The 19957-nt window shown below is 58.2% G+C and carries 19 protein-coding genes, 1 tRNA gene and 1 riboswitch; of the genes, 18 read left to right on the forward strand and 2 right to left on the reverse strand.

Going from position 1 to position 19957, the window contains the following annotated elements:
• The first annotated feature begins 81 nt into the window (after window positions 1-81).
• The 4 genes from ISF27_RS06935 to ISF27_RS06950 all read left to right on the forward strand — a co-directional run bounded on the left by ISF27_RS06935 (window position 82) and on the right by ISF27_RS06950 (window position 6364).
• Window positions 82-762 (forward strand): alpha/beta fold hydrolase, encoded by a 681-nt coding sequence (locus ISF27_RS06935; RefSeq protein WP_194610454.1) that lies wholly within the window; start codon window positions 82-84, stop codon window positions 760-762.
• A 99-nt stretch (window positions 763-861) separates the two neighbouring features.
• Window positions 862-3330 (forward strand): amidohydrolase family protein, encoded by a 2469-nt coding sequence (locus tag ISF27_RS06940; RefSeq protein WP_235986064.1) that lies wholly within the window; start codon window positions 862-864, stop codon window positions 3328-3330.
• Between the two features lie 23 nt (window positions 3331-3353).
• Window positions 3354-4802: an MBOAT family O-acyltransferase gene (locus tag ISF27_RS06945; protein WP_194610456.1), complete on the forward strand. Its 1449-nt coding sequence runs from the start codon at window positions 3354-3356 to the stop codon at window positions 4800-4802.
• 11 nt (window positions 4803-4813) lie between these two features.
• Window positions 4814-6364 carry a hypothetical protein gene (locus ISF27_RS06950; protein ID WP_194610458.1) on the forward strand — a complete coding sequence of 517 codons (1551 nt, stop codon included), beginning with the start codon at window positions 4814-4816 and terminating at the stop codon, window positions 6362-6364.
• 120 nt (window positions 6365-6484) lie between these two features.
• Here ISF27_RS06950 and ISF27_RS06955 read toward each other — a convergent pair whose 3' ends face one another.
• Window positions 6485-6928, reverse strand: a complete 444-nt coding sequence (locus ISF27_RS06955; protein ID WP_194610460.1) for an N-acetylmuramoyl-L-alanine amidase family protein — start codon at window positions 6926-6928, stop codon at window positions 6485-6487.
• 235 nt (window positions 6929-7163) lie between these two features.
• On the opposite strand from ISF27_RS06955, the gene ISF27_RS06960 reads away from it, so the two are divergent.
• Window positions 7164-7694 (forward strand): zinc ribbon domain-containing protein, encoded by a 531-nt coding sequence (locus ISF27_RS06960; RefSeq protein ID WP_194610462.1) that lies wholly within the window; start codon window positions 7164-7166, stop codon window positions 7692-7694.
• A 3-nt stretch (window positions 7695-7697) separates the two neighbouring features.
• On the forward strand, window positions 7698-8579 hold the full coding sequence (locus tag ISF27_RS06965) for a DMT family transporter (protein ID WP_194610464.1): 882 nt from the start codon (window positions 7698-7700) through the stop codon (window positions 8577-8579).
• Window positions 8580-8704: 125 nt separating this feature from the next.
• Here the strand turns inward: ISF27_RS06965 and ISF27_RS06970 are convergent, their stop codons facing one another.
• A complete protein-coding gene (locus ISF27_RS06970; protein ID WP_194610597.1) occupies window positions 8705-9283 on the reverse strand; it encodes a manganese efflux pump MntP in 579 nt (192 codons plus the stop codon).
• A 356-nt stretch (window positions 9284-9639) separates the two neighbouring features.
• A riboswitch (TPP riboswitch) is annotated at window positions 9640-9742 on the forward strand.
• A gap of 33 nt (window positions 9743-9775) precedes the next feature.
• Between ISF27_RS06970 and ISF27_RS06975 the strand changes: the two genes are divergently transcribed.
• The 12 genes from ISF27_RS06975 to ISF27_RS07030 all read left to right on the forward strand — a co-directional run bounded on the left by ISF27_RS06975 (window position 9776) and on the right by ISF27_RS07030 (window position 19897).
• Complete coding sequence (locus ISF27_RS06975; RefSeq protein ID WP_194610466.1) at window positions 9776-10450, forward strand: energy-coupled thiamine transporter ThiT; 675 nt, start codon at window positions 9776-9778, stop codon at window positions 10448-10450.
• Between the two features lie 64 nt (window positions 10451-10514).
• Window positions 10515-11090 (forward strand): RNA polymerase sigma factor, encoded by a 576-nt coding sequence (locus tag ISF27_RS06980; RefSeq protein ID WP_235986066.1) that lies wholly within the window; start codon window positions 10515-10517, stop codon window positions 11088-11090.
• Entirely contained in the window at window positions 11087-11938 is an 852-nt protein-coding gene (locus ISF27_RS06985; protein WP_194610468.1) for a hypothetical protein, read from the forward strand. The genes ISF27_RS06980 and ISF27_RS06985 overlap by 4 nt, the downstream gene beginning before the upstream one ends.
• Window positions 11935-13065 (forward strand): DUF4349 domain-containing protein, encoded by a 1131-nt coding sequence (locus ISF27_RS06990; protein ID WP_194610470.1) that lies wholly within the window; start codon window positions 11935-11937, stop codon window positions 13063-13065. The genes ISF27_RS06985 and ISF27_RS06990 overlap by 4 nt, the downstream gene beginning before the upstream one ends.
• Window positions 13066-13232: 167 nt before the next feature.
• Window positions 13233-14159 carry a diacylglycerol/lipid kinase family protein gene (locus tag ISF27_RS06995; RefSeq protein WP_194610472.1) on the forward strand — a complete coding sequence of 309 codons (927 nt, stop codon included), beginning with the start codon at window positions 13233-13235 and terminating at the stop codon, window positions 14157-14159.
• A gap of 16 nt (window positions 14160-14175) precedes the next feature.
• A complete protein-coding gene (gene ispF / locus ISF27_RS07000; protein ID WP_194610474.1) occupies window positions 14176-14706 on the forward strand; it encodes a 2-C-methyl-D-erythritol 2,4-cyclodiphosphate synthase in 531 nt (176 codons plus the stop codon).
• A gap of 216 nt (window positions 14707-14922) precedes the next feature.
• On the forward strand, window positions 14923-16338 hold the full coding sequence (gene cysS, locus ISF27_RS07005) for a cysteine--tRNA ligase (RefSeq protein WP_194610601.1): 1416 nt from the start codon (window positions 14923-14925) through the stop codon (window positions 16336-16338).
• Complete coding sequence (locus ISF27_RS07010; RefSeq protein WP_235986067.1) at window positions 16338-16949, forward strand: Mini-ribonuclease 3; 612 nt, start codon at window positions 16338-16340, stop codon at window positions 16947-16949. The genes cysS and ISF27_RS07010 overlap by 1 nt, the downstream gene beginning before the upstream one ends.
• Entirely contained in the window at window positions 16942-17736 is a 795-nt protein-coding gene (rlmB, locus tag ISF27_RS07015; protein ID WP_235986069.1) for a 23S rRNA (guanosine(2251)-2'-O)-methyltransferase RlmB, read from the forward strand. The genes ISF27_RS07010 and rlmB overlap by 8 nt, the downstream gene beginning before the upstream one ends.
• 330 nt (window positions 17737-18066) lie before the next feature.
• Window positions 18067-18139 (forward strand) — tRNA-Ala (locus ISF27_RS07020).
• Between the two features lie 250 nt (window positions 18140-18389).
• Window positions 18390-19016, forward strand: coding sequence for an RNA polymerase sigma factor (locus ISF27_RS07025; protein WP_194610478.1), 627 nt, complete (start codon window positions 18390-18392; stop codon window positions 19014-19016).
• Between the two features lie 101 nt (window positions 19017-19117).
• Entirely contained in the window at window positions 19118-19897 is a 780-nt protein-coding gene (locus tag ISF27_RS07030; protein WP_194610480.1) for an RsiV family protein, read from the forward strand.
• Window positions 19898-19957: the final 60 nt, after the last annotated feature.

The following is a 19957-nucleotide window of genomic DNA, read 5'->3' on the forward strand; positions in this document are numbered from 1 at the left end:
TCGCTTGACAGCGCCCAAGTCAAGATCAAACGCGGGCTCTTCCCCTGTGCGGTATAATGCAGGAGAAAGGAGCTGAGGGCATTGGATATCCGGCATTATTATCTTGAGAAGGGAAAGGGGTTTCCGCTGATCCTGCTGCATGGAAACGGGGAGAACAGCAGTTATTTCCGTGGCCAGATCGGGGCATTTGCCAAGGAATACCATGTGTACGCCATAGATACCCGCGGGCACGGGAGGACGCCGCGGGGGAGGAAGCCGTTCACGCTCGGCCAGTTTGCCGATGACCTCCGGGAATTTATGGATGCGCATGGGATTGCCCGGGCGCACATTCTCGGATTTTCGGACGGCGGCAATATCGCCCTGATTTTTGCCCTGCGGTATCCGGAGCGGGTAGAGAAGCTCGTCGTGAACGGCGCGAATCTCAACCCCGGCGGGGTGAAGCGTCTCTCCCAGCTGCCGGTGGAGATCGGCTACCGGTTTATCCGGATGTTTTCGGGGATGAGCCGGTTTGCCCGAAAGAGCACGGAAATGCTCGGGCTCATGGTGAATGAGCCGAAGATCACGCCGGAGGAACTCGGAAAAATCCGCGCGAGGACGCTGGTGATCGCCGGGACGAGGGATATGATCCGGGCGGAGCACACACGGCTGATTGCCCGGAGCATTCCGGGCGCGGAGCTTCAGCTGATCCCCGGGGATCATTTTATCGCCAGAAAGAAGCGGGAGGAGTTCAACCGGGCGGTTCTGCGCTTTCTGGATCAATAAACAGAGATTTTCGGTCACGGCTTGTCCGGCACATGCGGAAGTCATCGCAAGAGCCGCCTGTGCCAGCGCGTGACGGGAGCAGATCATGGGAGAAGGAGAATGATGCGTTATTTCGGATGCCTGTTTCTGGATAATGAGAAGGACATGATTGTCAGCCTTTATCGGGAGGAGAAGCGCCTTTTATACGAGCTGGAGACCCCGAACCATCATTCCGGGAATCTCATCCGGAATTTCGCGAGGCTTGGCGGGCTGCCGCTCAGTACGAATCAGAAGGGGCTGCTCTGCATCCGCGGGGAGGTGCCCTGTTATATCGACGCGGAGAACCGAGAGGTCTATATCCTGCGGTTTGCGAACACCAAGGTCGCGAACATTTACCCGGACGGGCGCATCGAGATGAAGGGATCCGTCCCGGCGATCGCGAAGACCCTGATGAGCCAGACCAAGGACTACCGGGGGGATGCCGCCCAGACCATTTTCAAGACGTACATTCTCCGTGATGAGAAGTTCCGGGGCGACCTGCACACGCACATGAACGGGAATCTTTCGCCGGATATCCTGATCGCGATGGGGATCGCCCACCAGATCCGCTACCCGCGCTATTATGTCAAAAAGCTCGGGCTTAAGCTGACTAAGCGCCAGGAGGAGCTTCTCACGGAGCAGCATGACCGGGTGGCGAGCCAGTTTGTGAATTCGGGGCTGACGGGAAAATATCTGGAGCGGCGGATCAACGACAATACGTTTATCAATTTCGCCGACCTGATCCTGAACAATCTCGGCAACGCGGAGCAGAATATCGTGGCGATCCGCAATTCCCTGGCGGTCCTCAAGGACGGCCAGGCGGTATTTACCAATCTGGAAAAGGTCTACCTCTACCGCTATGTGTTTACGAAGGGACAGGAATCGGAAAAGAAGATAAAATTCCGAAATATCGAAAAAATTCCGGACGACACCGTGCGGGGCGCGCTGGAACAGATGCTGGCCGACCGGGACAATCCGGAATACTGGAACAACAGCATTTTTCAGGACTGCCTGCTGTGGATCGCGAGAGCGTATATGAAGCAGGGGATCCGCTACGTGGAAATCAGCGATACGACGCTGGTCAAGAAGTACGAGTCGCTGTCCATGCTGACCGAGGTGCATGAGGTGATGCCCCAGATTTACCGGGAGACCGGTGTGCTGATCCGCTTTCTGGCGGCGATGCGCCGGATTCCGCTCACGATCATCAAGGACGCGGTCACGCCGTCGGATTACCTGCAGAAGAACCTGGTCGCGCTGAGCGCGGTGGCGCTTGACCCGTATGTCGCCGGCTGCGACTTTGTCGGGGAGGAGGTCAACGATATTTCTGATCTCGCGCCGCTCTTCCGGGATATTGACCAGATCGCCGCGAAGGATCCGGATTTTGTGATCCGGGTTCACGCGGGGGAAAATGACGGCCTCCGGGATAATGTCGCCCACAGTATTGCCTGCGTCCGCGGCGGGCTTGCGCCGGGGCAGGGCATGCCGAAGATGCGGATCGGCCACGGCCTGTATACCTGCGGCCTCCGGACCGCGAAGGGGAAGAAGCTTCTCCGGGAGCTTCGGGAGAACGGCGTTGTCCTGGAGTTCCAGCTGACCTCGAATGTTCGCCTGAATAACCTGAACAGCCTGGACAATCATCCGCTGCATGAATATCTCCGGGCGGGGATCCCCTGCGTCCAGGGGACGGACGGCGCGGCGCTCTACGGCACGAACCCGATCGACGAGCAGCTGTCGCTGGAAAAGCTCCTGCACCTGACCGCCGCGGAGATGAAGCAGATGAAGGAGGCGGAGACCTCCGTGATCGGGGACGGGGAGGCGGCGTTCCGCCGCAAGGACAGGGCTTTCCGCGACCTTCTCGCCGGGAGGACGCTCGAGACGGTCCTTCTCCGGAAAATGGAAGAGTATGAGGATGCCCACGCTTCCGCGGACTGGAAGTTCCGACGCAGGGGCCGGGAGGAATCCGCGACGGTTCTCCGGGAGAAGATCCGGGAACTTCCCTGGGACGTCACCCCGGTCATCCTCGCCGGCGGGAGCTTTAACACCGAGCGCCGCACGACGAGGGTCAGCCCGGAGGGGACGCGGGAGATCGACCGCCTGATGGAGGTGCTTGATCCCTCGGAGGTGATTTTTGTGACCGGATACCGGATGAGCGGATATGAAAAGTATCTGCTGGATCACAATACAAAGCATTTTCCGGTATACTGTTTTGTGCCGTCGCTCATCACCGGGATGGAGAAGAACCGGATTCTCCGGGAAAATGTCTATGTCCGGGTTTCCACGGAGAGCGAGGGCGCTGCGATCTACAAGAGCTTTAATTATGAGATTTTTGAGCGGCGGCCGTCCGTCGTCATCGCGATGGACGGCAATTCCGCCGGGGAAAACCTGATTCAGGAAGCCAGGAACGGCAAGGGAAAATCGGAGATTTTTGTCTGGGAGAAGGCCAAGGCGCTCCGCCGGAAGGCGGAGTCCCTGGAGGGCTATGTGCATCTGTTCGGGGGAAATGCGCCTCTTGCGGAACAGATCCGGAAACTGCAGGGGGATCGTGAGTGATGCAGCTGAACTCTCTTGTTTTTTTGCTTTTTTTTGCCGGCGCGGCGCTGGTGTATGATCTGCTTCCGGGTAAGTTCCAGGTTTTTGCCCTGCTGGTGTTTAATGCCCTGTTCTATGCCTCGTGGACAGGCGGGAATGGGAAGGCTTTCCTGCCGCTGGTTTTTGTCATCCTGCTCACCTGGGGCGGGACATGGATCCTGTCAGGGATGCAGCGTGCCGGCGCCCGCTGGCTTTTTGCCGTGCTCGTCGTTCTCACCCTGCTCCCGCTCCTGGCCTTCAAATACAGCAATTTTTTCCTGGAGAATCTTGACCGCGCACGCGGCGCGGCGTTCCATCCGCTCAGCCTCGCGGCGCCGCTCGGCCTGAGCTTTTTCACCTTCCAGGCGCTCGGCTACCTGATCGATGTCTACCAGGGAAAGACATCCCCGGAGCGCTCCCTTGTCCGCTATGCGGCATACGTCTCATTTTTCCCGACGATCACCGCCGGGCCGATCGGGCGGTCGGACGGGCTGCTCCGGCAGCTGCAGGGGGACGGGAAGCGGAGGCTAAGATACGAGAATCTCCGGGATGGGGGCATCCTGTTTTTGTTCGGCATGTTTGTGAAGCTTGTCCTAGCCGGCCGGTTTGCCGCTGTCGCGGACACGGTGTTTGCGGACGACATGCGCTACGGCGGGGCAGTGCTCTTTCTGGCGGCGGTCTTCTATACCCTGCAGATCTACTGCGATTTCGCGTCTTACTCGCTTCTCGCGCTCGGCCTGGCGAAAATGCTCGGGATTCAGGTTATCGACAATTTCCGGGCCCCGTATTTCTCGGAGAGTATCCGGGAGTTCTGGCGCCGGTGGCATATTTCGCTCTCGACCTGGTTCCGGGATTATGTCTACATCCCGCTCGGCGGGAACCGCTGTTCCAAGGCGAGAAAGTGGGGAAATGTTCTCGTGACGTTTCTTGTGAGCGGCCTCTGGCATGGCGCGGACTGGACGTTCCTTTTCTGGGGCGGCCTTCACGGCGTCTACCAGATTGCCGGCGATCTCACCAAGCCCGTGCGCACGGCGATCGTGCGGAAAACCGGCATGGATACGGAAACCGCGAGCACGCACATTTTCCGGAAGGCCTTTACGTTTTTGTGCGTCACCTTTGCCTGGATCCTCTTCCGGAGTGACGGGATGCACAGCACAATCCGCTATATCCGGCGGATGGTTACAGAGCCGCGGCTCTGGGAGCTGACAGACGGGACATTGTCGGGGCTCGGGCTGGACAGCCTGGAGCTGACGGTTCTCCTCATCGCGTTCCTGGTTCTCTACCAGGCGGACCGGGTGAAGTACCGCACGGGGGAAAATCTCGATGCCGTGCTCGGGCGGCAGAATGCCTGGTTTCGCATCCTTGTTGTCTTGTCTCTGATTCTCGCGACACTGATCTTCGGGGAATACGGGCCGCAGTTCAGCGCGCAGGCATTTATCTATATGCAGTTTTAAGGGAGGTCGGAATGAAAAATCGGGTGATTTCCCTGGCGGTGTTCGGCCTTCTCCTTATTCTTTCGCTGTTTAGCGTATGGCGGGCGCTGTCCTTCAAGTATATCGACGGGATCCGCCAGGCGGAAATGTTCTACCGGCAGCCGGAAAACAGCATTGATGTGCTCTGCGTCGGCTCGAGCCACTGTTTCTGTGATCTTGACCCGGGGGAAATGTACCGCTATGCGGGGATCGCGGCGTACGATTTCTCGGCGAGCGAGCAGCCGTTCTGGTATTCGTATGAGGACATCCGGACAGCGCTGAAGACGCAGAAGCCGAAGCTCGTCGTCCTTGAGGGGTACGCGGCGATCCATGTCCCCGTGGACAGTGAGAGCAGCCGGGTGATCAAGAATACGTTCGGGCTCAGGGCTGCGGACCGGTTCCGGGCGATTCTCGGTGCAGAGAGCCGGGCGGATGCCCCGGATTATCTTCTGGGCTACCGGTGGTGGCATTCCCGCTGGCGGGATCTTCATGAGGATGACTTTGAGAAGACGGATGTCTACCGGAACGAGGATTTCAAGGGAGGAACGTATGCCTCCGGAACGAAGCCGCAGGAGAGGCCGGCGGTGGAAAATTTCTCCAAAGAATCGCTTCCCCTGCAGGAGCGGGAGGAGGAGTTCTTCCGGAAGATCATGGAGCTGTGCCGGGAGAAGCAGGTCCCGGTTCTGGTCATGGTGTCGCCATATATCCTGACGGAGGCGGACCAGATGCATTTTCAGGCGCTGCGGGACATCGCGGAGGATTATCAGGCGCCCTTCGTGAACTTTAACTCCGCGGCGTGGTACGGGAAGCTCGGGCTGGATTTTTCCACGGATTTTGCGGAGGAAAGCCATCTGAATTACCGAGGGAACCGGAAGCTCACCGACGCGCTTTGCGACCTGCTGAGGGGCGGGGAGGACGCGGATACGGGAAATGCGCCTGCCGGGATTCCCGATCTTCCGGACCGGCGCGGGGATGCGGCCTATGCCTCCTGGGCCGGGTATGCGGCGGATATGGAGGCGCAGGCGGCGATGTTTGGCCTCCGGGATGCGGATTCGGCAGAGGCTCTGCTTGACGGCATCAGCGGCAATGCGGATCTCTGTACCTATCTTGTGACTTATTCTGACACGGCGCAGATCGACCGGGAGACCGGACTTTCCGCGAAACTTTGGGGCGGAAGCGCGCCCGCGGGTGGAGCTGCGCCAACAGGCGGAAGCGCGCCTGCGGGTGGATCTGCTTCTGTGAATCCATTTACGCCGGAGGATGGGGCGGTGTACCGGATCGCCGGTGGGACGGCTGAGCTTCTCGGAAGCGGAACCTACTTCTGTGAGGATGAACTGGATCACCGGACGCTGTCCATCCGGCGGACGCTCGACCCGGATACCGGCGAGGCACTGTCTCACTCGATTTTCTACAAGGATCATGAGTATCTGGATGATGCGTCGGGGGACTGGCTGGTGATCTACGACGAGCGTTGCCGGGATCTTGCGGCGGTGTACAGGATCGGCGTGGGCGAAGACGGGGAGGTTACGCTGGCGAAGAAATGAAGGTAAACGTAACAAAAGAAGCCGGGGCTCACGCTCCGGCTTCTCGGGAAATTGTCGTCATGCAGCGATTTTATCGGCGCGTCGGATCTGCGACCGCGTGGGAAGGCCGGAATAGAGGGGTCAGCCAATCCACTCGCCGTTCTGGTCCACCCGGTATCCGTCGGGGGTGTAGCCGTTCGTTAAGAGTGAGCCGTCGCTTGTCAGGTAGTACCAGCGGTCATTCAGATTGATCCAGCAGTCATGTGCCATCGCACCGCTGTCGAAGAGGAAGTACCACTTGCCTCCGGAGCGCGCCCAGCCCTTCTTCATGACGCCGTCCGCGTTCAGAAAGTACCAGGTGCCGTTGTTGTTGAGCCAGCCTTTCCGCATCGTGCCGTTGTCGTTGAAGAAGTACCAGTAACTGCCGATTTTCTTCCAGCCGATCGCGCTCTTGCCATTTTCCACATAGTACCAGTCATCCGCCCTCTGTTCCCAGCGCCCGGCGTAGGCGGAAAGAGGTGTTGCGACGAGGAGCGAGCAGAGAAGGGCAGTGCCGGCGAGAAGATTTGCGAGTTTCTTTTTCATGATCATTTCCCCCTTGGGTTCAGGCAGAAGGACAGCCGGAGCCGGCAGCCAGCCGCTCAGGTTCTCCCAGGTATTGAGGAATAATTTCTAGTAATATTTTAAAATGTTCTTAAGATTCTAGCAATATACAAATATCTTACAAATTATTTTCCATTGAGAGACCTGAGATGATATGATACACTGATCCATAACGAAAGATGGGAATAAGACGAATGGGAAAGGAAGTTGATGTTTCGTGAAATGTCCTGATTGCGGACGTGATATTCCGGACGGCGCGAGGGTCTGCCCCTTCTGCGGGAAGCGCATCATCCGGATTAAGCCAAAGTCGATCTGCCCGAATTGCGGTGCCGAGGTTCCGGACGGGGCTTCGGCCTGCCCGGGCTGCGGCAGGGCGGTGAGAAGGCGTACGGAGGAGGAGAAGAGGGAGGCGGAGCGGCAGATGCGCGCCGCGGCGGATTCCCGCCGGCCGGCGTTGAAGCCGGAGGCCGGAGGAACGCCTTCCGGGGGTCATTTGCCCGGCGGCCGGTTTCCCGCGTTTTTTGCCGGATTCGGCACCAGTCAGATGAGCCTCGGGCGGACGATCCTGATCGCGGTCATCGCCGCGCTCATCCTCGCGGGGGCGGATGTCCTCTATCTTGCCGGTGGGGAGATGCAGGCAGGGCCGGGAAAACTGATCACGGTCTTTCTGCTGGTTTTTGCGGTGCTCACTGTCCTGATCACCGCGCTGCTCCTGCTGATCCGGAAACGCATGGGGAGATCGTCGTAAGATATGGATAAGAAAGGGAAAGGTGCGCTCTGCGCCCTGGCCGGCGGCCTGTGCTGGGGAATCTCCGGGTCGATCGGCCAGTTTGTGTTCACCCATACGGAAATGCAGACCGAGTGGCTGGTTCCGATCCGCCTGTTCAGCGCCGGCGTGATCATCATGCTCTGGAATCTCCGGAAGTACCGGGGGGAGATCCTGAAACCCTGGCGGAATCGGCGGGATATCCTGGATCTTTTTGTCTATTCGATCCTTGGTGTCGGGTGCAGCCAGCTGTTTTATTTCCGGACGATCCAGTTCTCCACGGCAGGAGTGGCGACAATTCTCCAGGATCTCTCCCCCGTACCGATTCTCCTCTGGACCTGCCTGGCGGCGAGGCGGAGGCCGAGAGCGCCGGAGATCGCCAGCATTTTCCTGGCACTCATCGGGGTGTTCCTGATCACCACTCACGGGCGTGCCGGATCATTTTCGGTATCCGAAACTGCGCTTGGAAGCGGCATTCTCTGCGCGCTTGCGGTGGCGGTCTATAATGTCCAGCCGGTGCGCCTTCTTAAGCGCTACCCCATGCTGGTCGTACAGAGCTGGTCATTTCTCCTGAGCGGCATGATGTTCATGGTGTTCTTCCGGCCGTGGTCATACCATTATGTCCCGGGCGGCATCGCGCTTCTCTGCATCGCGGCAGTCATCGCGATCGGAAATCTTCTCGCGTTTCCCCTCTATATGCAGGGGGTCGCGGAGATCGGGGGAAAGAAAGCGAACCTCTACGGGTTCATGGAACCGGTATCCGCGGCGATCATCAGTACAGTCTGCCTCGGGAGCCCGTTTACCGTTTTTGATGCCGTGGGGTTTGTCTGTGTCTTCCTGATGATGGTGCTGATTTCCTCCGGGTGAGCGGATATGCGTGCGCGGCTCGCGACAGTTTCGCCGTGCGTGTGGGACGATAGGGTGCCATGGAGAGCCCCGCGCAGGCCGCGGCGGCAAGGGGCGCTGGGTGTCCTTCGTGTTGGGCTATGCGGTCAGAGTACCCCGCGGAGGAAAATCTCCAGGCCGATGCCGATGAGGATGATGCCGCCGAGGATGGCGGCTTTGCCGGAGAGCTTTGTCCCGACCGTCCGCCCGATGATCAGTCCGCCGATGCAGATGATGAAGGTGACCACGGCGATGATCAGGGAACAGACGAAGGCGGACGGGAAGGAATAGCCGGCGATGGTGAAGCCCACGGAGAGGGCGTCGATCGAGGTGGCGATTCCCTGCATCATGAGCGCGGAGAAGGAGACCCCGGGATCGTCCTCGCCGATTTCTCCGCCGCGAAGCCCTTCCAGCAGCATTTTCCCGCCGATCCAGGCGAGAAGGAGAAGGGCGATCCAGGGGATAAATTTCTGGAAAGCGGTGAAGAAGAGAAGAACCGTGTGGACGCAGACCCAGCCGAGCATGGGCATGAGCCACTGGAAAAATCCGTAGGTGCCGGCGATGGCGGACATGCGCATTTTCCCCATGGTGGGCTCCCGGAGCCCGTTGGCCATCGAGACGGAGAAGGCGTCCATGGCGAGGCCGACGCCGAGCAGGGCGCTGTTGGCAATAAAGAATGCGTTCATCAATTAAGAAACCTCCTGCAAAAAAAGACCGGATGCGGCGGACCGCACCTGGCCTTTTTCTACAAAGGAACCTGATCGGGAGCTGGTACCGCCTGCACAAAACAGATACCGTAAGTCTCGCAAATTAAGGCAGGCCAGACCCCATGGGCCAGTATGTTGACATGCCGCGCAGAGCGCTTGCTACTCCCTCACCACATTAGGATTGATTCTACCCTGAAAAGAGATGGCCGTCAACAGAAAGAAAAATTTTCCTGCGGGCAGAGCCTGCTGCCCGGCAGAAAGATTCTGTGTGCCGCGGATGGTGCCGGCGTGGACATTTTCCGGTTTGGGCGGTATACTGGTCAGGTCAAATGAATATGCTCTGCTGGGGGTGCCTTTCGGCTGAGAAATGTCTTCGGACGTTACCCTGAGAACTTGATCCGGTTCATACCGGCGTAAGGAATGCACAGTTGGTCCTCCCCGCAGGCGTTTGTCCCAGAGGGAGGTTTTTTTATGAACTTTTTTGCGACACCGGTCACCGATTCGTACGGTGACGTCACCTGGCAGCCGACGACGGCGGGTTTCACCGCCCTGGTCCTGATTTTTCTTATCCTGCTTCTTGCAGCGAGCACCATCTTTGGCGGGAAAAAGAAGATCGGTGTCCGCCAGCTGAGTTTTTCCGCCATGGCGATGGCGCTCGGGGTTGTGACGTCGATGATTGAGCTTATCCACATGCCGATGGGCGGTTCGGTGACACTTTTCAGCATGCTGTTTGTCTCGCTGATCGGCTACTGGTACGGCCTCGGCGCGGGCATCATCACCGCAGCAGCCTACGGGATCCTGCAGCTGATCATTGACCCTTATATCCTGAGCATTCCGCAGATGCTGATCGACTATGTCTTTGCTTTCGGTGCCCTGGGGCTGTCCGGCATTTTCTCTAATGCGAAAAATGGCCTTGTCAAGGGCTATCTCGCGGCGGTCCTCGGACGGTATTTCTTCGCGTTTCTCTCCGGGTGGCTGTTTTTCGGCATGTATGCGGGAGATTACGGTTTCCACAGCGCGGTGGTTTATTCCCTCGCCTACAATGGCGCCTATCTTGGCCTTGAGGCGGTTCTCACCCTGGTGGTGATCTCAATTCCGGCGATGAAGAAAGCTCTCGCTTATGTGAAGAACCTGGCGGTGCAGTGAGACAGGATGCACCTGAATTTTGAAAATTGTGTGTGACGCGGAGCGGCCGTTCCTGTCTTTTCTGATGAAGGGAGTTGATATGGAAGATCATCAGATTATCGAACTGTATTTTCAGCGATCAGAGCAGGCGGTAGCCGAGACAGCGGACAAATACGGCCGTTACTGTCACACGATTGCTGATCATGTGCTGGGAAATCCGGAGGATGCAGAGGAGTGTGTGAATGACACCTGGTTCCACACCTGGAATGCCATCCCGCCCACCCGGCCGAACTGTCTCCGGGCCTACCTTGGAAAGATTACGAGAAATCTCTCCATCAACCGTTTTCTCAGCCGCAGCGCTGCCAAGCGGGGAGGCGGTGAGACAGCAGCCATCCTGGACGAGCTTTCGGACTGTGTCGCCGCGAGGGAGACGGTGGAGAGTGCCATCGACGAGCGGGAGCTCGGACGGGCAATCAGCGGATTTCTGGAGACACTGCCGGAGAAAAAGCGGGTGATTTTTGTCCGCCGGTACTGGTATCTCTGCCCGGTCGCGGAGATCGCGGAATCTCTCGATGAGGGGGAGAGCATGGTGAAAATGTCCCTCTCCCGCATGAGGGGGAAACTCAGGGATTATCTGGAGAAGGAGGGGATTATCCTATGAGGGAAAGAAAAATGCCGCCGGAAAAGGCGGAAAAGCTCCTCCGCGCCTTCGGGGAAATTGACAGCCGCTTTGTCCGGGAGGCGGATCCGGAAGTCATGGCCGGGGATTCTGCCGACAAAAGGCAGACAACGGTGGGGGATTCCGCCGAAAGCAGGCCGACGCCCGCGTGGGCTTCGGGCAGCCGGCTCTCGGATTCCGGGAAAGCGGTGCCTGCGGGAAGACCATTCCGGAGTGCCCGAATTGCCGCAGGTTTTGCGGCCGCGATCACGGTGATGGCCGTCGCGGGGGGATTGATTTTCCAGCGAAAAGGTGCGCTGAGCGAAGCAATATCCGCGGAATCGCCCCAGATTGCAGCGGATCCGCGGGCAGCGGAGATTCCGGAAGCGGCAAGTCCCAAAATGGCCAGTTCGGAAGCTGCCGAGGGCAATCCTTTCGTCGATTATACCAGCCTTGCGGACGCGGAATCCGCGGCAGGATTCTCTTTCACCGCGCCGGAGAATGCCGGGGACGGCAAAGCCGCAGATTTTCGCGTGATGGACGGGATCCTGATCGAGGTGATTTACCGGAATCCGGACGGGGAGGAGACCTGCCGGGTGCGGAAGGAGACAATCCCGGAAGGACAGGCGGCGGAGGATATCAGCGGAAATTACACGCAATATGACATGTCAAAGACGGAGCAGGCGGACGGCATCACTTACTCGCTGAGCGGAGATGGAGATACCATTTCCAAGGTAACCTGGGCGGATGGGGGTTATGCCTATGCCATTGACTGCGCGGAACCGCTCACCGAGAGCGATGCGATGCGCCTCGCCGGTGAGCTGGGCGGAAAGGAGGAGAGCGGCCAATGAAAAAGTTTCGAAATCTGGCTTTCGTCGGCCTGGGCGTCCTGATCGGCGCTGCGGTCTTCGCGGCGGCAAGTTTAGCCGTGGGAAGCTTTGGATGGCGCTTTGCCGCCGGAAGCAGCGGCGCGTCCGCGAAATACGCGGCGGGAAACGGCCTTGCGTCCGCGGAGGCAGCCCCGGCGGCGGCCGCAGAATATGCGCTGGACGGCGCTGCGGATATCGCGCAGAACGACATCGCGGAGGCTGCCCCGGCGGCCTCGGAGAACCAGCCGGGGGCGGCCGCGGGGAATGCCATGTCCGGCACGGCGGTTCCGGACACCCGGAATGTTGACCAGATAGCGCCGGACAGGAAACTGATTCGGAATATCAGCCTGTCCTTTGAGACCGTGAAATTCGATGATTTTACCTCCGCTCTGGAGAAAACTGCGCAGGCTCTCGGCGGGTATGCGGAATCTTCTTATGTTTACAGAAATTCTGACGACGGCCTAAGGTCGGCAAATTATACCTACCGGATTCCCCGGGACAGGGCGGATCAGTTCGTGGACAGTACCGAGGGCGCGGCGACGATGACTTCCCGATCGGAGAATGTCCAGGACATCACCCTGGACTATCACGACGTTGAGGCGCGCAAGCAGGCTCTCCAGACAGAGTATGACTCCCTGACGCGGCTTCTGGAACAGGCGGGGGACGCGGACACGGTCATTTCCCTGAGCCAGCGCCTCTCTGAACTCCGATACCAGCTGGATTCCTATGAATCGGATATCCGCCGGTATGACAACCAGGTGGATTACGCGACCGTAAATGTGGACGTTACCGAGACCAGGGTGGAGAGCGCAACCGGGGAGAGCAGTGCCTGGGAGAAGATCCGCATCGGATTTCTGCGGAATCTCCGGGCTGTGGGCGGTTTTCTCGCGGCATTCCTGATCGGCGTCCTGACCTCGCTCCCGTCAATCGCCCTTGCCGGCGCGGTCATTGCCTTCATTGTCCTGATTGTCCGGAAAGTGCGGAAGAGTAGAAAAAAAGATGCAAATCTGGAGGAAAAACGCCAGAAGGACGCACCGGAGGCAGGGAAAGTGCCGGCGGAAGAGCCGGACGGCAGTACGGAGGAGCAGAACGATACGGCGAAAAAGTAAATTCCTGTGAAATTTGGCAGCCTGGAGATGCTTCCGGGCTGCTTTTTCTGAAGCTATCCTGTACCCCGCCGGGCGTTGTTCATTGTTTTTTTATATATGGGGAGCCTGTCCTATGCTATAATTAAGAACAACTGCTGATTTGCCTGAATTGATGGACGGGGGCTTTCATGTACTACTTTATCGTCAATCCAAGGGCTGGAAATGGCGCTGGACTTAAAGCCTGGCTCAAACTGGAAAAATCGATTATCCGCCGGGGGATCAATTATGAAGCGTATATGACCGATTCCGAGGGCAGGGCGCGCAAATTTGCCGCCAGGCTGAGCCGGGACAGGGATCCGGAGAAAATTATCGCGGTGGTCGGCGGCGACGGGACGTTCAGTGAGGTGATCGACGGGCTGAATGTGGATGCGGATGTGACGCTCGGCTACATTCCCGTCGGCGTAGGGAATGACCTCGCCAGGAGCCTTCGGATTTCCGCTTCGCCGGGAAGGCAGATCCGGCGGGTGCTGAACCCGCGGGCCTACCGGCTGCTGGATTACGGCGTGGCCACCTACGGGGAGGGCAAGGCAGAACACCGCCGCTTTATCGTGTCTTCCGGGCTCGGGCTCGATGCGGCGATCTCCTACGCGGAGGATCATTCGCCGCTGAAACGGCTGTTTACCCGGCTGAATCTCCGCAGGCTGCCCTGCTTTCTTGCCCGCCTGAACGCTTATGTCAATGCCCGGCCTTCCGCCGGATATGTACTTCTCGACCGCGTAAAACGGGTAGAGTTCAACAATATATATTTTCTGAGCGCCCAGCTGCAGCCCTGTGAGTGCGGCGGCCTCTACATCGCGCCCCGGGCTGATGCCAGCGACGGGAAACTGGATGTCTGCGTGCTCAGCCACTCCAGCAAGCGGGAGATTTCCTCCATCCTGTTCAATCTGCGCGCGCGCTTCAGGAAGATTCCGGGCATGCGGGTCTATGAGTGCCGCGAGGTGCACCTGCACCTGGACGTACCGCAGCTTTTCCACATCGATGGGGAGGGGAGCGCGGAGCTGGTCACTGATATGGATATCAACTGTATTCCGAGAAAGATCCGGATCATTGTGTGATAGAAGGAGATAGGTTATGAGAATCGGACAGGGTTACGATGTACATCGCCTGACGGAAGGCCGGGAGCTCATCCTCGGCGGGGTGAAAATTCCCTATGAGAAGGGACTGCTCGGCCATTCCGACGCCGATGTCCTGCTCCATGCCGTGATGGACGCGCTGCTCGGCGCGGCGGCCCTCGGGGACATCGGGCAGCATTTCCCGGACACGGATCCGGCGTATGAGGGAATCTCCAGCATGGAGCTCCTGGAAAAGGTGGCGGAGATCCTTGAGGAGCACCACTATCTGGTGGAAAATGTCGATGCCACGATTATCGCCCAGCGCCCGAAGCTTCTCCCCTACCGGACCCAGATGGCGAAGAATATCGCCTGTGCCCTCGGCATCCACGAGAACCAGGTGAGCGTCAAGGCGACCACGGAGGAGGGCCTGGGGTTCACCGGCAGCGGGGAGGGAATCTCCGCGCAGGCCATCGCGCTGCTCGCCTCGGCGGATGATTATCTGGACCGGAACGCGGCGCCCGGCTGCGGCGGCTGCCCGATGCGGCGCTGATCCGGCGGCCGGCAGCTGTATGTTTTCGCTGGAAAGCGATACCGGCGCCGGCCGGACCGCCGGAACCGCCGGGCTGTCTCATTTCCCGCGGGAAAGCCCGGAAGAGCGGGCAAAATGGTAGCCGTAACCACCGGAATATGATAAAATATTCGACAGACCAGGCGGTCTGTCGATTTTGCGTCTTTAGAAATCAGCCTTCGAGGAGGAAATCTGATGATAAAAATATTTAATACTCTGACCCGGACGAAGGAAGAGTTCAAGCCGATCCATGAGGGGGAAGTCCGCATGTATGTATGCGGCCCGACGGTTTATAACTTTATCCATATCGGCAACGCGCGCCCGATGATTGTGTTCGATACGGTGCGCCGCTATTTCGAGTATAAGGGATACAAGGTCAATTATGTCTCCAATTTCACCGATGTGGATGACAAGATTATCAAGGCGGCGAATGAGGAAGGCGTCGATACCGATACGATTTCCAAACGCTATATTGCCGAGTGCCGGAAAGATATGGAGGGCATGAATATCGAGCCGGCTACCCGGAATCCGCTGGCGACCGAGGAGATCAGCGGAATGATCGAGATGATCCAGAGCCTGATCGACGGGGGCCATGCCTATGTGGCGAAGGACGGCACGGTATACTTCCGTGTGAAGTCCGATCCGGAATACGGCAAGCTCTCCCACAAGAACATGGACGACCTCGAATCCGCATTTACCGAGCGTACCTTGAAGGTCAGCGGCGAGGATCAGAAGGAGGATCCGAACGATTTCGTCCTCTGGAAGCCGATGAAGCCCGGCGAGCCATACTGGGATTCCCCGTGGTGCAAGGGTCGTCCGGGGTGGCACATCGAGTGCTCGGTGATGGCGAAGCGCTATCTCGGGGCGACAATCGATATTCATGCCGGTGGCGAGGACCTGATCTTCCCGCACCACGAGAATGAGATCGCCCAGTCGGAGAGCGCGAACGGCGTGCCATTTGCCCATTACTGGATGCACAATGCTTTCCTGAACATTAACGGGGTAAAAATGTCCAAGTCGCTCGGCAATTTCCGCACCGTCCGCCAGATCAGCGAGAAATATGACCTCCAGGTGCTTCGCCTGTTTATGCTCTCGGCGCAGTACCGCAGCCCGCTGAATTTCACTCCGGAGCTGATGGAGGCGGCGAAGACGAGCCTTCTCCGGATCCGCACGGCGGCCGAGGCGCAGGAAGAGGCGCTCAAGAAGGCGGAGGATCGTCCGCTTACGGAGGAGGAGCAGAAGAACCTGGAGCAGCTCAAGGGCTATGTGGCGAAATTTGAGGCTGCCATGGATGACGACTTTAATACGGCGGACGCGGTTTCCGCGGTCTTTGAGCTTGTGCGTTTCTCCAATTCCACGGTCAGCGGGAGCTCCGCGAAGGCGTATGTCCGTCAGGTGAAAGACACCATGGATAAGCTCTGCGGCGTCCTGGGCATCATCACGGAGGTCAAAGAGGAGATGCTGGACGCGGACATTGAAAAAATGATCGCGGACCGCCAGGCAGCCCGGAAGGCGAAGAACTACGCCCTGGCTGACCAGATCCGCAATGACCTTCAGGCGAAGGGGATTATCCTTGAGGATACGAAGGACGGCGTCAAGTGGAGAAGGGCGTGATGAGCGGAACCCCGGCAGTGAATACGGGGAATGCGTCCGCGGCCGGAGCCATCTTATATGATGAGGGTTCGGCCATGGACAGATTCCGGAAGATTCTGCATTTCCGGGACCACGATCTCACCGATTATTCCCCGCTCCAGCTGGCCTATCTCGGCGATGCGGTCTATGAGCTGATTATCCGCTCCTATGTGCTGAACCTGGCGGGCCAGCCGGTGGAGAAGCTTCACCTCCACACCACGAGGCTGGTAAAGGCGGATGCCCAGGCGGCGGCTTACCATGCGCTCGAAGACCTGTTGACAGAGGAGGAAAAGGGCGTTTTCCGGCGGGGGAGGAACGCGAAATCCTACTCCCGGGCGAAAAATGCCAGCCTATCCGCCTACCGCACGGCGACCGGCTTCGAGTCGCTGATGGGATGGCTGTATCTGACGGGGCAGTTTGACCGGCTGGCAGTGCTCGCGGGCTTTATTCTGGACGCCGCGGGCGAGCCGCGGCCGGATGGAAGCAGGAAGGATACTGGCGGCGGGACACAGCGGGAGGACAGGAAAATGGCGTCCGGCGAAGGGACGGCCCCGGAGAATGGCGGAGAGAACAGGGAGGAAATGCATGAGTGAGAGGAAGAATCCCCCGGTGGCGGGGAATGCCGGGAACGAGCTGCCGGAGAGCAGCCGCATCGAGGGGCGCAACGCGGTCATCGAGGCGTACCGTTCCGGGAAGACCATCGACAAGCTGTTTGTCCAGGACGGCTGCCAGGACGGCCCTGTCCGCACCATCGTCCGCGAGGCGAAGAAGAACGGTTCGATCATCAATTTTGTCTCCCGTGAGCGCCTGGACCAGCTCTCCGATACCGGAAAGCATCAGGGCGTCATCGCCTTCGCGGCAGCTTACGGGTATGCGGAGGTTTCCGATATCCTGAACCGGGCCAGGGAGAAAGGCGAGCCGCCTTTCCTCATTCTGCTGGACGGCATAGAGGATCCGCATAATCTCGGCGCGATTATCCGTACCGCGAACCTTGCCGGCGCTCACGGGGTCATCATTCCGAAGCACCGCGCAGTGGGGCTCACCGCGACGGTCGCCAAGGCATCCGCAGGTGCCATCAATTACACGCCGGTGGCAAAGGTCACAAATCTGGGCGCGGCGATTGATGAACTGAAAAAAGAGGGCATCTGGTTTGTCTGCGCCGATATGGGAGGAGAGGTCATGTACCGCCAGAACCTCACCGGGCCGATCGGCCTTGTGATCGGCAATGAGGGCGAGGGCGTGAGCCGTCTCATCCGGGAAAAATGCGATTTTACCGCGTCTATCCCGATGCATGGCGATATTGATTCCCTGAACGCTTCTGTTGCCTGCGGTGTTATGGCCTTTGAGATCGTGAGACAGCGGCTTGCGGCGAAGAAATGAGATACGGCTGCGTTTCACAGATGTCCGGAACTTGGCATCGGGCAAAGCGGAGCGCTGCGGTCGATCAATTTGGAACAGATGGATGATGGCAGGAAAAGCCCTGCTTCCCAATCGCGTATGCACGGTCCGGGGAGCAGGGCTTTTGCTGATGCAGAGCACTTAGCGGACAGCTGCGAGGCCATTTTCCGTCAGGCGGTATACCTTGTCCGCAACCTCACGGATGTACATCATTGCGCTCTTATTCCACTGTATGTTGACGCCGTCTTGCAAGAAAAAAAGAAAATTTCCTGTTGAAAATTTTCAATGCTGTGGTATAATAGCATTCGTCATGGGGACGTGGCTCAGCTGGGAGAGCGTTGCGTTCGCAACGCAAAGGTCGCGGGTTCGAATCCCGTCGTCTCCATAAAATAAAGACCCGGAAATCTTGGAAAACAAGGTTTCCGGGTTCTTTTTTTATGCAGAGCACTAAACAAGCCAAAAAAACTTTTGTAACCAATCCTGGAGTTTCTGCGTCTATAGAGGTGAAGGGCGGAGAAAACAATAGAAGACAGCCCGACAGAACCAGCAAAGCTTTGCAGAATAGAGAAGGTCGCCGGCGGCGGAGACCATGGGACATCGCACACCGCCGGCGAAAAAAGGACGGGACAATGATCATGCAGAATACAAAAACAATCGGGCAGACACCCGGAAAATTCACGGGTGCGGTGTCTGACGAGCAGATCCTAGATCAGTACTTTGCCCGGGATGAACAGGCAGTGCGGCTGACGACAGAGAAATATGGCGCGTACTGCCACTCCATCGCCGGGAATCTCCTGGCGGACGGGAGGGATGCTGAAGAGTGCGTCAGCGACACCTGGTTTAAGGCCTGGAATTCCATTCCGCCGGCGAGACCGCTGAACTTCAAGGCATATCTCGGTCGGATCACACGGAATGAGGCGCTCTCGCTGATCCGAAAGGACGGCGCAAAGAAGAGGGCGTCGGCGCGTTACGCGGTCTCTATGGACGAGCTTGCCGAATGCCTGACCACAGAGGACAATCCCGTGGAAAAGGCCGTGGATAATGGCGAGATTGCGGCATGCATCAATGAGTACCTCGATGGGCAGCCGACGGAAAAGCGCAGTATGTTTGTCATGCGGTATTTTTACCTGGATTCCATCGAGGACATCGCGGCGGACCTGGATATGCGGAAGAGCCGGGTGAAGACCACGCTGTTCCGGATGCGTGCAGAATTAAAGATACACCTGATCCGGAGAGGGCTTGAGGAAGAGAGGGCAAAATAATGAAAAAAGAGGATCTGATGCAGGCAATGAGCTGTATCGATGAAAATTATCTTGCGGAAGCAGACAGAAGAAGAGCACATATTCGGAATAAGGAGAAAAATATGAGTAAAGTTACGAAATTCAGAACAATTCGGCGTGTGGCAGTGGCAGCGGCGGCTGCGGTTGCGATCAGCGTGATCCTGCCGAACACTTCGGCGGGGACGGCCTATGCGATGAGCAATATTCCGGTGATCGGTGCATATTTCCACGCGGTAACTTTCCGCCACTGGGATTATACCAATGGGAACAGCGAGGCCCATGTGGACGTGGCCGGAGTGGAAGCTGGGACCGGGACATCTGCAGAGGCTCAGGCCAAGGCAGAGAGCAGTGCGAAACTGACCAATGAACAGATTGCTCAGAAGACGGATGCCCTGATTGAAGAGTTCAAGAAGAGCCAGGCGGAAGGGGGAAATACAGCGCTCAGGGTGAGCACGGAGGTTGTGACGGATTCGGATGATTATTATGTGGTAAAGCTCACCGGCCTTCAGACGGCGGCAGACAGCTACGAGCAGAACTGGTATTTTGTCCTCTCCAAGAAGACGGGAGAGCAGGTGAAGCTTGCCGATTTGTTCCAACCGGGAAGCGACTATGTCGGCACCATCAGCAAGTATCTGATTCAGGCGATGAAGGAGGACATGGCCAAAAATCCGGACGACAGCTACTTTGTCGACAGCGACCTTCCGGAAACGGACTTTAGGTCCATCACCGCGGATCAGCAGTTCTATATCCGCTCGGACAATCAGCTGGTGATCTGCTTTAACCAGGGCGATGTGGCACCGATGTACATGGGCGCACAGGAATTTGCCATCCCGGACAGCGTCATTGCGGGAATCCGGAGGTAAACTGATCGTTGGAACTGTTCAGCCCCCGCATGTGCTGAACAGCTGCAAATGTTTTTTTGA

Origin of the sequence: Clostridium vitabionis (assembly GCF_015351765.1) — a bacterium.
In the GTDB taxonomy this organism is placed as follows: Bacteria; Bacillota; Clostridia; order Lachnospirales; family Lachnospiraceae; genus Clostridium_R; species Clostridium_R vitabionis.

Excerpts from the sequence above, each read along its gene's own strand:
- ISF27_RS06940 (WP_235986064.1), top strand. The coding sequence starts at position 862 with ATGATGCGTTATTTCGGATGCCTGTTTCTGGATAATGAGAAGGACATG.
- ISF27_RS06950 (WP_194610458.1), top strand. The coding sequence starts at position 4,814 with ATGAAAAATCGGGTGATTTCCCTGGCGGTGTTCGGCCTTCTCCTTATT.
- ISF27_RS06955 (WP_194610460.1), bottom strand. The coding sequence starts at position 6,928 with ATGAAAAAGAAACTCGCAAATCTTCTCGCCGGCACTGCCCTTCTCTGC.
- ISF27_RS06965 (WP_194610464.1), top strand. The coding sequence starts at position 7,698 with ATGGATAAGAAAGGGAAAGGTGCGCTCTGCGCCCTGGCCGGCGGCCTG.
- ISF27_RS06970 (WP_194610597.1), bottom strand. The coding sequence starts at position 9,283 with ATGAACGCATTCTTTATTGCCAACAGCGCCCTGCTCGGCGTCGGCCTC.
- ISF27_RS06975 (WP_194610466.1), top strand. The coding sequence starts at position 9,776 with ATGAACTTTTTTGCGACACCGGTCACCGATTCGTACGGTGACGTCACC.
- ISF27_RS06980 (WP_235986066.1), top strand. The coding sequence starts at position 10,515 with ATGAAGGGAGTTGATATGGAAGATCATCAGATTATCGAACTGTATTTT.
- ISF27_RS06985 (WP_194610468.1), top strand. The coding sequence starts at position 11,087 with ATGAGGGAAAGAAAAATGCCGCCGGAAAAGGCGGAAAAGCTCCTCCGC.
- ISF27_RS06990 (WP_194610470.1), top strand. The coding sequence starts at position 11,935 with ATGAAAAAGTTTCGAAATCTGGCTTTCGTCGGCCTGGGCGTCCTGATC.
- ISF27_RS06995 (WP_194610472.1), top strand. The coding sequence starts at position 13,233 with ATGTACTACTTTATCGTCAATCCAAGGGCTGGAAATGGCGCTGGACTT.
- ispF (WP_194610474.1), top strand. The coding sequence starts at position 14,176 with ATGAGAATCGGACAGGGTTACGATGTACATCGCCTGACGGAAGGCCGG.
- ISF27_RS07010 (WP_235986067.1), top strand. The coding sequence starts at position 16,338 with ATGAGCGGAACCCCGGCAGTGAATACGGGGAATGCGTCCGCGGCCGGA.
- rlmB (WP_235986069.1), top strand. The coding sequence starts at position 16,942 with ATGAGTGAGAGGAAGAATCCCCCGGTGGCGGGGAATGCCGGGAACGAG.
- ISF27_RS07025 (WP_194610478.1), top strand. The coding sequence starts at position 18,390 with ATGCAGAATACAAAAACAATCGGGCAGACACCCGGAAAATTCACGGGT.
- ISF27_RS07030 (WP_194610480.1), top strand. The coding sequence starts at position 19,118 with ATGAGTAAAGTTACGAAATTCAGAACAATTCGGCGTGTGGCAGTGGCA.